Annotated in this window: 10 protein-coding genes; 5 read left to right on the top strand and 5 right to left on the bottom strand. The window is 42.7% G+C overall.

The annotated features are described in order from the left end of the window. The first annotated feature begins 161 nt into the window (after positions 1-161). From AC5JM2_RS33685 to AC5JM2_RS33665, 5 genes are all read left to right on the top strand, one after another. Complete coding sequence (locus AC5JM2_RS33685) at positions 162-341, top strand: helix-turn-helix domain-containing protein (RefSeq protein WP_495840208.1); 180 nt, start codon at positions 162-164, stop codon at positions 339-341. Positions 342-408: 67 nt separating this feature from the next. Next, positions 409-930, top strand: a complete 522-nt coding sequence (locus tag AC5JM2_RS33680; protein ID WP_495840206.1) for a Ycf51 family protein — start codon at positions 409-411, stop codon at positions 928-930. A 66-nt stretch (positions 931-996) separates the two neighbouring features. Next, positions 997-2172, top strand: a complete 1176-nt coding sequence (locus tag AC5JM2_RS33675) for an iron-containing alcohol dehydrogenase family protein (protein WP_495840204.1) — start codon at positions 997-999, stop codon at positions 2170-2172. Between the two features lie 172 nt (positions 2173-2344). Beyond that, positions 2345-3529, top strand: coding sequence for an aspartate aminotransferase (locus AC5JM2_RS33670; protein WP_495840202.1), 1185 nt, complete (start codon positions 2345-2347; stop codon positions 3527-3529). 106 nt (positions 3530-3635) lie between these two features. After that, positions 3636-4697 carry a 1-acyl-sn-glycerol-3-phosphate acyltransferase gene (locus tag AC5JM2_RS33665; protein ID WP_495840200.1) on the top strand — a complete coding sequence of 354 codons (1062 nt, stop codon included), beginning with the start codon at positions 3636-3638 and terminating at the stop codon, positions 4695-4697. Between the two features lie 41 nt (positions 4698-4738). Here the strand turns inward: AC5JM2_RS33665 and AC5JM2_RS33660 are convergent, their stop codons facing one another. The 5 genes from AC5JM2_RS33660 to AC5JM2_RS33640 all read right to left on the bottom strand — a co-directional run bounded on the left by AC5JM2_RS33660 (position 4739) and on the right by AC5JM2_RS33640 (position 12865). Continuing rightward, positions 4739-7390: a carbohydrate porin gene (locus tag AC5JM2_RS33660; protein WP_495840198.1), complete on the bottom strand. Its 2652-nt coding sequence runs from the start codon at positions 7388-7390 to the stop codon at positions 4739-4741. Positions 7391-7770: 380 nt separating this feature from the next. Then, positions 7771-8256, bottom strand: a complete 486-nt coding sequence (locus tag AC5JM2_RS33655; protein WP_495840196.1) for a hypothetical protein — start codon at positions 8254-8256, stop codon at positions 7771-7773. 249 nt (positions 8257-8505) lie between these two features. After that, positions 8506-8973, bottom strand: a complete 468-nt coding sequence (locus AC5JM2_RS33650) for a DUF2808 domain-containing protein (protein WP_495840194.1) — start codon at positions 8971-8973, stop codon at positions 8506-8508. Positions 8974-9617: 644 nt separating this feature from the next. Further along, complete coding sequence (locus AC5JM2_RS33645) at positions 9618-10940, bottom strand: efflux RND transporter periplasmic adaptor subunit (protein WP_495840192.1); 1323 nt, start codon at positions 10938-10940, stop codon at positions 9618-9620. A 113-nt stretch (positions 10941-11053) separates the two neighbouring features. Continuing rightward, positions 11054-12865: a TolC family protein gene (locus AC5JM2_RS33640; RefSeq protein ID WP_495840190.1), complete on the bottom strand. Its 1812-nt coding sequence runs from the start codon at positions 12863-12865 to the stop codon at positions 11054-11056. Positions 12866-13418 lie beyond the last annotated feature (553 nt).

Genomic DNA, 13418 nt, shown 5'->3' with positions numbered 1-13418 from the left:
GTCGAGGTTTTGGGATTGAGATATTTATCCTCTTTTTTTGGCGAAGGTATTGATACGTAGAACTAGAAACTGGCGACTCCCAAAGTTAGCCAGTTTTTAGCTTTAAAGCTACTGACGCTTTAACTCGTGTATCAATACTTGACAGCGCTTTATAGCTTCTGTTGCTAATCGAAGAACAAATACTTCTAACTTTGATATACCTGCGGCATTTGACTACATTCCAATTATTAGGTATTCAGTTTGGAGTAAGTGAAACGACTGCAAATGATACATTTAATTACTGGTTTCCACTCCTGAGAGGCTTGTTACCATCAAGTTTACTTGAACAGGTACGGGGCTAGGGGGGGAAGAGGCTAAAATAGGTGTAGCAAAAACGAAGAAAGAAAACACGCCTACTAGCTAACCTTTATGTTCACACCTGCTGACTTTCTAAAATACACCCAGTGGTCGGGTATTGCAACATTAGTATTTGCTGCCTTGGCGATTGCGGGTTTTGTTTTCAAATGGGGCATTCGCTTTCGGCTTATTGGTTCAACTGGCTTTATGGTAGTACTAACAGGTGGTCTATTTGCTTTATCATTAGCTCCTTTGTCTCGCACTGTGATTCCAGGTGCAGTACGGTATAATCTGGTTTATGACAACGGAGGAACTCAAACAGTTATAACCATCCCAAAACAAATTACCACCACAGAATTAGAAGCTACTTTGCGTCAAGCGGCTAGTGATTTATATTCTTATGGTCGTTTGGGTGCACTAACAGACAATCAGTTGACAATTCGAGCACGCACCATTATCCACCCAGAACCGGAAATTTCTGTGCCACTTTACCTAGGTCAAGTGAAGCGATCGCTCTCTAGTCGTGAAGATTCTCAAATGACTATCGAGATTTACCAGGAGAAATTTGCTCAATTACCACAAACCACCTCTTGAAAAGTGAAACTAAAAAGGTTCTCCGACACATAGAGAAGTGGTAGTGTTAATTTATTAATTAGGTGTATGTATCATCAATCGACTAAAACTTTGTCTACTCAAACCTCTAGTCCGTTACTCACTGTTTCTGTAGCTCCAGCAAAGGTTCTCCGTGGCTCCGATATATTGGCACAGGCAAGTGATGCAATTTCTCAGTTAGGAAGTCGTCTTCTAATTATAGGAGGTGAACGCACTCTTGCTGTCACCCAGGAGAGTCTACAAGAACTTCTCAAACAGCAACGGTTGCATGTTGCCCAAGCCTGTTATACTCCTGATTGTAGTGAAGCCAGCTTGAAAGCTTTACACAAAGCGGCAAAAGAGCACAAAGCGGATGTGATAATTGGAGTTGGTGGGGGTAAAGCACTGGATACAGCTAAGTTAGTTGGTTATAAGTTGCAGTTACCAGTAGTCACAATTCCCACGTCAGCCTCTACGTGTGCAGCTTGGACAGCCCTCTCGAATGTCTATTCTGATGAAGGGGCATTTCTCTATGATGTCGGATTGGCAAAGTGTCCTGATGTACTGATACTCGATTACGAGTTAGTGAAAACAGCACCACAACGAACACTTGTAGCGGGAATTGGGGATGCGATCGCCAAGTGGTATGAAGCTTCAGTCAGTAGCGGACACTCGGAACAAACCCTAATTATAGCTGCAGTACAACAGGCGCGAGTTTTACGGGATATCCTTTTCCAAAAATCTGCTGCTGCTCTTAAAGAACCTGGTAGCGAAGCTTGGCAACAAGTGGTAGATGCGACAGTTCTCCTTGCAGGAGTTATCGGGGGATTAGGAGGCGCACAGTGTCGTACTGTTGCTGCTCATGCTGTACACAATGGTTTAACTCACATTTCTAAAAGTGGCAGCATTCATGGTGAAAAAGTCGCCTATGGTATTTTGGTGCAACTGCGTTTAGAAGAAATAATACAGGGTAATCAGCTAGCAGCCGCTGCACGGCAACAATTATTAAAGTTTTATGCAGAGATAGGATTACCCCAAAAATTGAGTGATTTAGGATTAGGCAATATTACTTTAAACGAATTACAAAAAGCCGCAGAAATTGCCTTGGCTTCTGATTCTGACATTCACCGACTTCCATTTAAAGTTGTACTGGAACAGTTGATGGCGGCTATGGTTTCCACCACTGCGCCAGTTGAAGGACGAAATCATACAGCTTTGACGCCAATTGTGAAGAAGGATGAGTGAGGATCAGTGAACAGTGAACACGGTTATGGGAAATAAATACTGGTAACTGATTAACTGATAACTGTTAACTGTTGAATGGCATCAAATCCAGAAGGCAAAAGATAAATTACGAGTTATTACTCTTTGTTTTTTAGCTTTTATAAATTCTAATTTGTAAACTATAATTCCTTCGATGATATCAGATTGGATTGCTCCAGCGGAACGGATACAGAAATTACCACCTTACGTGTTTGCCCGTCTAGATGAACTCAAGGCCAAAGCACGAGAGCAAGGGCTAGATTTGATTGATTTGGGCATGGGAAACCCAGACGGTGCAACACCCCAACCAGTGATAGACGCGGCGATCAAAGCTTTGCAAAATCCTGCAAATCATGGCTACCCTCCTTTTGAAGGCACAGCTAATTTCCGTCAAGCTATTACAAACTGGTATCGTCGTCGTTATGGAGTTGATTTAGATCCAGATAGTGAAGCATTACCCCTTCTTGGTTCTAAAGAAGGATTGGCTCATCTTGCCATAGCCTATATTAATCCTGGTGACTTGATTTTAGTACCTTCTCCTGCCTATCCTGCCCATTTTCGTGGTCCAATTATTGCTGGAGGCAAAGTTCACAGCTTAATTCTCAAACCCGAAAATGACTGGCTGATTGATTTGGCTGCAATTCCTGATAGTGTTGCCGAACAAGCAAAGATTCTCTATTTTAATTATCCGAGTAATCCGACAGCTGCTACGGCACCCCGCGAATTTTTTGAAGATATTGTTGCTTTCGCCCGTAAATATGAGATACTGCTCGTACATGACTTGTGTTACGCCGAGTTAGCTTTTGATGGCTATCAACCAACGAGTTTGTTAGAAATTCCTGGTGCAAAAGACATTGGCGTTGAGTTTCATACCCTTTCCAAAACCTACAATATGGCGGGTTGGCGCGTTGGTTTTGTGGTTGGTAACCGCCATATCATTCAAGGTTTGCGGACACTAAAAACGAATTTAGATTATGGCATTTTTGCAGCATTGCAAACCGCAGCTGAAACAGCATTGCAACTGAGCGATGATTATTTACATGAGGTACAAGAACGTTACCGTACTCGCCGTGATTTTCTGATTCAAGGCTTAACGGAGTTAGGTTGGAATCTTAGTAAAACCAAAGCAACGATGTATTTGTGGGTTCCTTGCCCTGTTGGTATCAGTTCTACAGAATTTGCTCTCAAAATTTTGCAACAAACTGGGGTTGTGTTTACGCCAGGTAATGCTTTCGGGGTTGCGGGTGAAGGGTATGTGCGAATTAGCTTAATTGCGGAGTGCGATCGCTTGGGTGAAGCTTTGCATCGTTTAAAGCAAGCTAATATCCGCTTCCATTGACAGACTGATCATCCAAACTCTATGAGTCCAGAGTAAGATGGCAACTAAAAATTCTAAAGCTAAAATTACCGATTAATCCAATTCTTTCGGAAGCTGTTCAGCTATTGTGATTAATCAACACTCTGATAACCTGTTAAACCTTCAACTAAAAAAAACATCAGTTGAGGGTTATAAATTTAGCTGGTTTGATTGGTTTTGTCTATGGTATCCTCCTGGCTGGCTGATTTTATTCAACCGACACTGGCAGCATTATCACAAAGATCCAGATGGTTGGAATTGGTTAGAATACGGGTTATTTTTGATTCCCTGCGGGTTTTACTTAGCACTTTTGATTCGTTGGTTACGGCTTGGCTGTCGTTCACCTCGTCGCGAGATAGGTGAATTTGATCCAAATTATCAAAAAGCTTTTCGAGACGACATTATTGCCCCTATTGTTAAATATTATTTTCGAGGCGAGTTACACAAAATTGAGAATTTACCACAAACCGGTCCAATGATTGTAGCAATGAACCATGCAGGAATGTGTTTTCCCTGGGACTTTTTAACGTTAGGTTATCTATTAAGTAAAACACGAGGATGGTTAGTGCAACCGCTGGCTGATGTCTCTCTGTTTGACCATGTTTGGATAACTTGGTGGTTACCACCTGGATGGTCAAAGATTTTGGGTGGTGTGAAAGCAGAATTAAATGATTTTGAAACTGTAATACAAGAACGAAAAATTCTCTTGTATGCACCAGAAGGTTTACGCGGACCAAGAAAAAGTTGGGTAAAACGCTATCAACTAGAAAGGTTTGATTTGAGTTTCATTCAATTAAGCCAACGTTATCAAATTCCGATATTACCTGTTATTTGTATTGGAAACGAAAATTTACATCCTTGGACTTTAAATATAAAAAAATTGCAGAGGTTATTCAATTTACCATTTTTACCAATATCACCTTTGATGCCATTATTTATTCTGTTTCCATCAATGGGAGTCTGGGCGATGAGAACTCGCCTACGTTACTTTATTCAGCCTTTGTGTACAACTGAGTTAGATGGTGAAGAGAGGAAAAGAGCAGAAATTTATCGTAAAGCACAACAGTTACGAGAAAAGTTGCAAAGTCAAATAAACCAGTTGTTAAGTCAGGGGCAGCGTATCTCAAAAGCTATTGACAAGGAGCTTTAGAAACATCATTATGCAACGCCTATTAAAAAAAGATTCTCTCCTCAAAACTCAGTATGTATGCGAAGCCCAAGAAACGTCGCTGGACCACGGTCTGAATTATATCCAGGATTGATGATGTACTGTAGATCGAACCCCAGTGTGGTGGATTTCGTCACACTCAAATTGTAATAAGCCTCAAAGATATTTTCTGGATTGTAGTTCAGTTTTCCATCACCAATAAAGGTACCGAGTCCCCCAGCTGCTAGATACTGACGAAACGATGAGCCGATGCCATCCAGCGCATATCCCAAACCAAGGGTATCCCGTGGTCGCCCCCAGCCGTTGCCTTGAATGCTCAAGCCTGTCGCAAATGAGCTTTGAATATCTGTATAGTTGTAATTTTCAGTGCGACCATCGTTCCAACTGCCAAACGCAAACAGTCCTACATCACTGCCGAGACTTTGTTCCAGCCCAATACCGAAGCCATACTGGTCTTTTTCGTTATTCCTGACATCTGTGATCGAGGGTACCCCAACTTTTCCATTTGCTCGCCACAGATTCAAAGCATCGTCGAATGAAGCCATAACGGCGTGATCACGAAAACCCAAGAGACGCAGCTTGCCCGGTTGTCCAGCAAGGACGTAGGAACGTTCGATCTCAATGGCATCGTTGTAATGGTCGAACAGACCATAATCGATGGTCGGTCCATTGGATGTAGTCGTCAGAGCAAACCGCCCCACCCGAAACGTCCACTTATCCAGGAAATACTCCAAAGCGGCTCCAACAGTATAGCCACGAGCATTAGAACCGTAGTCAAACGCCCCATAGCTAAGAAAGGCATAGTTGAAAAATTGAGTGCGCGGGCTGCCGGTAAATCGATTGGGACCATACAAATCGGTTTCAGACAGTTTTCCCACCGTCAAGACCAGTCGTCGGCTAGTCACATCCTTAGCCAGTTGGTTTTGCCCAGACTCGACAAACGTCTTTTCTCCCCCCAAATTCCAGGTTTGGCGCAGAAAGGCTCTTGCCAGATACAGTAGTGGCGCTAGTGATCCCGATTTTTGATCCTCGCCATTTGACAGAGATCCCAGCCCTAACAAACCACTGGGTGGTATTGATGAGGATATTTCTGGGTTTAAATAAAACTCGCCGTCCTGCCACAGACGCACCCCAAAAAAGCCAGTGAAACTGTAGCTATAGGTTAAGTCTTCAGCAGTCTTCGATAAACTATTCGCCCCTGAATAAAGGGCATAAAACCCTGGCTTGTACTGGTAGATAAAGGTCCCCTGAAAGTGGGCATTCGAGTTTTCGGTGATATGATGTTCCTTTTCTGGTTGATCCGGTTTAGTACCTGGCTCTGGAGCAGAGGTGGCATCTTGCCGTGAACCAGGATCCTTTTCTGCTTGCTGCATCGTAGTACCTGTACCTGGCTCTGGAGCAGAAGGGGCACTTGACTCTGAACCAGGCGCAGTGTTGAAGATATAGGCAAGCCCCAGTAAACCACCAACGCCAGAGCTGTTGAATGTTCCCAAATTCACTCCCGCCGTCAGCGCGAGGTGAGAATTGATCGGATAGTCGATACCGGCTGTGAGCAACAAATCACTCTTTGTACGCGCTGCGGAAAATGGCGATGATGACTGCAATCCTAAACCAAAATAGGGAGCAACATGTCCTGGTCCTTCTATGGGAAAGTCATAGGTAACGGGTAACAAAACTGTTGTATCTTGGTTGACCAAAAGAGTCGGTCGGATGGAAAAAGAACGACTAAGAGCAAATTTGCTAAATGCGGCAAAGCTAGTTGCGCCCAAAGCACTAGTCTGACCACCAGCTCCGAAGTTCGCCCCTATCCCCAAATAGCTAAACTTATATTTCGGTTTTTTCGCCGGAGTCGGGGTTGCAGGCGGCACAATAGCAGGTGTTTGAGAGACTGGTGAGTCTGAAGTTGGAAAACTAGGTTGTAATTTATCAGCAGAGATCTCGGCTGTACCTGGTGCTGGTACTGCCACCGTTTTCCTCTTGGCTGTGAGTTGCTGAATCCCCATGGGAGCGACAGTTGTCTCTTTTTCGGGGATTTGTGTCGCGAGTTTAGTTACCTGAGACTGAAAGTGAGCATTTGAGTTATCGGAAACCTGTTTTTGAGTTGCATCTGGTTTGGGGTTTAGCTCTGGTGACTTGTCAGCATTAGGTTTGGTTGTGGGAGAAGATTGATTTGCTGGCACAGAAGGAGTATTTGCTGTCATAGCATTACGCTCCCAAAGTTGTGTTAATTCCACCTTAAATGCTTGTTTTAATTTTTGGATATTAACTAAATCTTCTTTTTTTAGGGTATTTACTGTAGCTGTGGTTGCTATCAATTTATTCATACGATTCAAGCAACCATTTAAAGCGATCGCAAATTCATTACGTGTTATCGCTTGATTAGGTGGAAATGTTGCATTTGGGTATCCTTCACAGCTATAGTGTTCTACGAGAGATTGCAATGCTTGAAATGCCCAGTCTGTGGGTTGTACTGACCCTGGCGATGCTGATGTTTCTTGTGCTATTAAATTGTCTTGGCTATTACTCCCAGGACTTTTCTTTAGACTGAGCATTACTTGCGGCTCAATAATTTCTGATGTAACTGGTGTTTCAAGAGCAAATGCAGCAGTACTAACAAATAACATAGTTGTAAAAACTGTTGAGCTAGCTAGCAGAGATTGGCATGACTTGTTCATTTTCTCCTCACATTAAAAAAATATTTTGAGATAATCTGTTAAGTTGCACTTTTTGTCGGCTGGAATCTTTAAAGTGGAGCATTCCAGCCGGAAAATTAAATAACCGAGAACTTAGTCCTAACTAAGTTCTTTTTAGGATAAAAAAATTGAATACTAGTCAGAAAAATTCTCATTATTCATGTAATTGAGATGCTCTTCTCAACTCCTCCGGTGTCCGTTTTTTCTCTCTATTTAAAAATATTCACGAAGAGACATTCGATTAGTGCTCTTGGTATGTGCAAAACGCCCGATTTGTGCGCAAACGCTCATGCTGAGCGCCTAGCAGACTTAGCTCCTTCCTTTGGGAGGCTGCATTGCAATCTACTTTTGACGACAGCTACTTAAAATGTGTGAAATCTTGCTACACCTAAAGGAATTTCCACGTCGCTACCAACTAATTTAGCGAATAAACTATAGATAGAGTCCTGACCGTGAATCGGTTGTTTCACTTTGTTAAGTTCAACAATCAGCTTAGTTTTAGAAGAAATTGTTTCTGGCTCAGGAATATCTAGTATTATCCTTCTGGAATTGACTGAAACATTAATGTTTATTTTTTGACCATTTTCATCTAACACATCAATATCATTACTCACAGCTACAGTAGATGGAACGTCAACAATTAATTGAGAAAGAGTTTTTTTGTTTTGAGGAATATGTAATAAGAAAGAATGTTTAACAATTCGCCACTGAGTAAAATTGAATTGGAGATTGGTCTTGGTGGCAGGAACCTCATTATCATCTGTTTTAGTACTTGCATAGCTAGTAGAAATTAAACTTCCGCTAATCGTAAGAAGAAATGCAGTAGCATAAATTAGAATTCTATTCATTTTTTGATTAATTTAACATTAGTAGAATTATTCAGTACGTAGTATGATAAATCTACTTTTTAAAAAGCTAAAGGCTTGCTGTAAAACAAATCAGTTTTTACAGCATGAATTCTTGAGTCAGAAGTGAAAATTGCTCTAGATCTGCCTCTTAAGTTAAAAATAAGAGTTTCCTCTTCCCTGTCTCCACGGGTGATTCTCAAAATCTTTAAAGGACTGCTATACTTTGGCATAACAGATACTGAAGAACCATTAATAGGTGAGACGAAACTGAGCTATACCGATGGGTATCTCTGCATTGAGTCCAACAAGTTTAGCGGATACTCTGTATAACCAGGCATTAGAAGTACCAACTCTGTCCACCTTGTTTAAGTCAATAGTAAGTGTATTTCCTGGAGAAATTGCCTCAGAGAAAACGATGGTAATTTTGTTGGCGTTTACAGAAGTGTTGGCTTGGATTTCTTTACCAGATTTGTTGGAGATACTAATATCATTCTTGACCCTCAACCCTGCTGGAACATCAATATCCAGTTGAGAAAGTGCGCTGCTATTTTGAGGGATTTGTAACTGGAAAGTCTGGCGAACATTTCCCCATTTACGACCATGAGGAAATTGTGTTGTACTTCCGATATATGGAAAACTCTCAATGTTTGTGATGGAATTGGCATAGACACTAGGAACAGAAGTAGTCGCTACTAAACTCAATGCAATTAAGTACATTAGTGTTTTCATGCAATTTCAGAAATTGTTGCGGGATGTGGATTATTTGTTTTTACTAAATAGTTGAGTGCAGAATCCTGCAACGCCGGGTAACGTGAGTGCATCATAACCTCAGCCGCAATCGTTAAGTTTCAAAGCTCCTCTCTACAACTCCAAAGTTCCTTGGTTTTCAATTAACATATGAATGTAGAGAAGAAAAAAGGTTTTTATTGAGATCTCCTAACCAGCGCCACTAGGCGATCGCAAAAAATGAAAGAAACACTTTTTATTCACTTTTTGAAAACCTTGATATATATGCGTTCAAAAATGTGTTTCTTAAGAGTTGGAAAACCACATTTTAACCGAGTTTTAGACTGTTGCTCACTTTCCCATAGCAGTGATCTTGCACTTTTACCTAGGCGAAAGGGTTAAAGGGTGTCCAACTTTTTCAGAGTTTGAAATATATATATTCCAAATCAATGCTATTAACTTTTGTATTCATTGATTAAGCTAGTATTACCTCAGACACAATGTTGATGTTTAACTAATAGCAAGTAAATATGACTAGAGTATGACTAGCGTTAGTAAAAATATGACTAAGGCATCTTACAAAAATAACGGGATACGCACAACAAGTCAGCAAGCGGGCTTATCGCCTCCTAACTTTAGCCGCCATCACTAAGCTTCAAAGCTGCTCCCTGCAACGCCAATGTCCCTTGGGAGACCACATTCTCACCCGGTTTTAGACCGTTGATAACTTGGATAGATTCTCCATTATCAACTCCTACTTCCACTCGGCGTTCTTCATAGCGGTGTTCTTGCACCTTTACGTAAGCGAAATTGTAATCTCCCTTACGTTGTATAGCGCTCTTAGGTACTGAGAGTAGACTCCTATTCTCCACCAAGATTTTGAAGCGTGCAAACATATCCGGTTTAAGATTCAAATCAGGATTGGGAACATCTGCCCGAATAGTCAGGGTGCGAGTTTGAGGGTCGAGTACATTGGCAACATAGCTAATCCGACCAGAAAAGGTCTTGTTCGGCAGGCTATCGAAAGTCAGAACAACAGGTTGACCAATACGTACGTTATTAACGTCTTTCTCATACGTATCCGCCACTAACCCCACCCGAGTAAGATCCGCTATGGTAAACAATTCCTTGCTGGGATCGGCTAGCTCGCCAGTATTGATGGTGCGGCTGATAACAATACCGTCAGCTGCAGCCTTAACAATAACATAAGGGTATATCTCCCCTGTACGTACAACTTGATCTGCCACTCCTACGGACACTCCGGATAAAGATAAGCGTTCTTCCGCAACTGTGATCGCTGACTGGAACTTGGAGTATAGGGCTTGTAGGTTTGCTTTATCCTTCTCATACTGGGTACGAGCCGTTTCTAGGTCAGCTTTAGCTGAGATTCGGTCGTTAAAGAGCTTTTGCTCGCGTTGGTAAGCAGCTTTGGAAAAGTTCAATTGTACCTGAGCTTGCTTGATATCAGCTTTAGTTTGTAGAGTAGCTTGCAACAAATCCGACTGAAGTTGACCAACCGTATCAGACTTAATCAAAGCCAGTGTTTGGGTGCGAGTGACACGTTGACCTAATTTGACAAAGACGGTAGTAACCCGTCCAGGAACTGGGGGGGCGATATGGGTAAGCAAATCAGCAGCAGCCTGAACCCGACCTGTTAATTGGATAGTAACCGGGAAAGGTTTGAATTGTACAGCTTCGACTTTCAGTCCGATTTGCTGCTCCTGTTGAGGAGTCAATGAAACATAGGTCGGTCCTTGAGCAGGTTTAGCGGCTTCTGCTGGAACCTCAGGAATCTTGGGATCCTGTTCCGAAATTTGTTGGGATTTAATTTCTGTATCCTTTGAGGCTGAGGCTAATAAAAAAAACTTGGGAGTCTTAAGATTCTGACTACAGCCAGCGAGCAGACTCAGAACAAATAGATAAAAAAACCAAAGGCGACAGGACTGTATCATCATCATTAAATCACTCTACGGAATTCGGCGCTGATCACTATAACTTGGCTTGACAATAAAAAATTAAGAATTAAAAATTAAAACCCAATATTTAAATTCATTAATTAAAGATTATTTGTTCAGAATGATAATGGGGTACCAACAGCCTTTTCCAGATCAGCGTAGGCACTCTGGTAAGCCGTCACTGCATCCACATAACCAGAGCGAATTTGTTGATCTGCTTGTTGAACCGCGATCGCACTCGCTAGGTTTGTCTTACCTACTTGATAACTTTCCTGAGCCAAGCCCAATACCTCTCTAGAGTCGGGTAGCAGTTGTGACTGGTACTTGCGGATTTTTTCACGAGCAATGAGCAAAGCTTCGTAGGCAGTACGTACATCGACAGCAATTTGCGATCGCACCACGTTTTGCTGCTCCACAGATTGGTCCATTGTTGCTTGTGCTTGTGCCACTTCCCCTTGTTGTCTATAGAATATGGGCAGGTTCACTGTTACTCCAAAAAATACGCCATTAGTGTTTTGGGTGGGAGCATCCGCAGTGGTAAAAAGATATCCACCGCTTAGTTGCAAGTCGGGTATACGTAAAGCCTTGGCAAGGCGCAGCTGCTGCTGTCCCACTTCAGTCTGCTGTCTGGCGCTTTTGAAGTCTGGACGCTGCTCATAGGCTTGTGCAAGCAATTTTTCCACAGCAGGAAGTTGAACATCGGGTGTTGGTACTAGTTGTGTGTTTTTGACTGCCATATTGAACATTCCAGGGTCGTTAATCTCGATATTCTGTGCGGGGCTATCTCCCAGCAGTGCATTCAACTGGATACGTGCTTGCTGAATGCGTCCTCTGGCTTGTCTGAGTTGGGGTACTGTCTGGTTGAGTGCCAGTTGAGCTTGCAACAATTCCGCCTCAGGAGCAGCTCCAGCCTCAAAGCGCTTAAGGGCGATGTATACCAATTTCTGGAGCAGTTGGATCTGTTCTTGCTGTGAGCGAAAGCTTGCTTGAGCTGCAGCTAATTCGGCGTATGCCCGACGCACTTGCCCGTGAGTATCAAAACGGGTGGAATTGTACTGTAGAACCGCCAATTCGTACTGAGATTTGGCAACAGATATACGCTTAGACCGCTTGCCTCCTAGTTCGACGGTTTGATTGAGGCTCAACTGTTGAGGGTTAGCGCTTTTGTCGTATACAGAGCCAAAACCATATTGAAGGGCAATCTGAGGATTCGGACGCACTCCTGCGATGGTAATGCCCGCAGCACTGATGTTGAGATTACGCTGAGCTGCGAGCAGTTGGGGGTTTCTAGCATCTGCTCTCTGGAATGCCTCGCTCAGACTAAGACGTAGGCTGGAATTGGGGGAAGTCTTGCGGTGGGCGACTTCTGGTAGTAGATCTGCCTCCGTTAAAATTTGGTCGTTGAGGATCTTCTGTGCCTGAGACTGCTTCTTTTGAACTTGATTTTGCCCAGATGGCTGAACTCGTTTTGTTGTTTGAGCAGTGAATTTGGAGGGCTTTTGTTGTCCAGTCTTAGAGGTCAGTTTAGTCTGTGTAATCCTTTTGGAGTTAACTGAAAAATGAGTTGGCAACTGTTGAGGCTGGGATTTTTCTGCAGGAACCTCAAAATTTGGGAAACCCTGTGCATTTTTTTGGGGTTGGCTCCCCGTACTTTGTTGGGGAGGTGGAGGAACTTCAGGAACTGGGAAACTCTGTGCATTTTGTTGGGCAGATGGAGCAACCCCAGTAACTGGGAAATTCTGTGCATTTTGTTGAGCAGATGGAGCAACCCCAGCAACTGGGAAACTCTGTGCATTTTGTTGAGATTGATTCCCCAAAGAATATGGGGAAACTGAAGGAACTTCAGTAGCACTCTTGTTTTGCTGAGCACAGCTAGTGAGAAAACTCAGAGTACAAAAACTCAAGATCCAAAAGTAGTTGAGTTGCATCCTCATAATTAAGATCGTCGCAACAAAGTAGTTTTATAGCAGTCGCCAAAGCCGTTAGGACAAGTCGGCGGTAGACACCTTCAAAGCGCGTATATTGTGAATTTATTGTTGTCCTAAGCTTCCTGTCCGTTGCTATACTTTCAACAAACACAGGGGCAAAACAAGTCAAAAGTGCGCTTTGTCCTTTGAGTACGCCCCGTTGGCGCACCAGACCGCAAAGGGCTAAGAGCGCTTGGGATAGGGGTGTGGGCAATACGCTTGGTGATAAGCATTTCTCACTTTGCGAATTGGGTTTGGGTTAAAGGTTTTTTCTTACCCTTTCCCCCTTTCCCTTTCCCCTTTAACCGAACCGTATTGGGGGTGTGTGGGTGTAAATGACTTTGCCTTTCATACTGAGTCGCTAACTTTAATCAATTTTTCTTGGTACAAAATGTCAGCACCCCATTCTTAGGCACACCGCCCGTTATGAATAAAAGAAATATTGTTTGCCTGTTAAGCGTTCCCTGTATTTCTTAAAAGTTTATTGCTCACAAAAAATAAATATCCTCAGTCT

The sequence above is a fragment of the Brasilonema angustatum genome (assembly GCF_059505445.1).
Note: the sequence above shows the minus strand (reverse complement) of the source record. Positions and strands in the feature narration are given on the sequence as shown.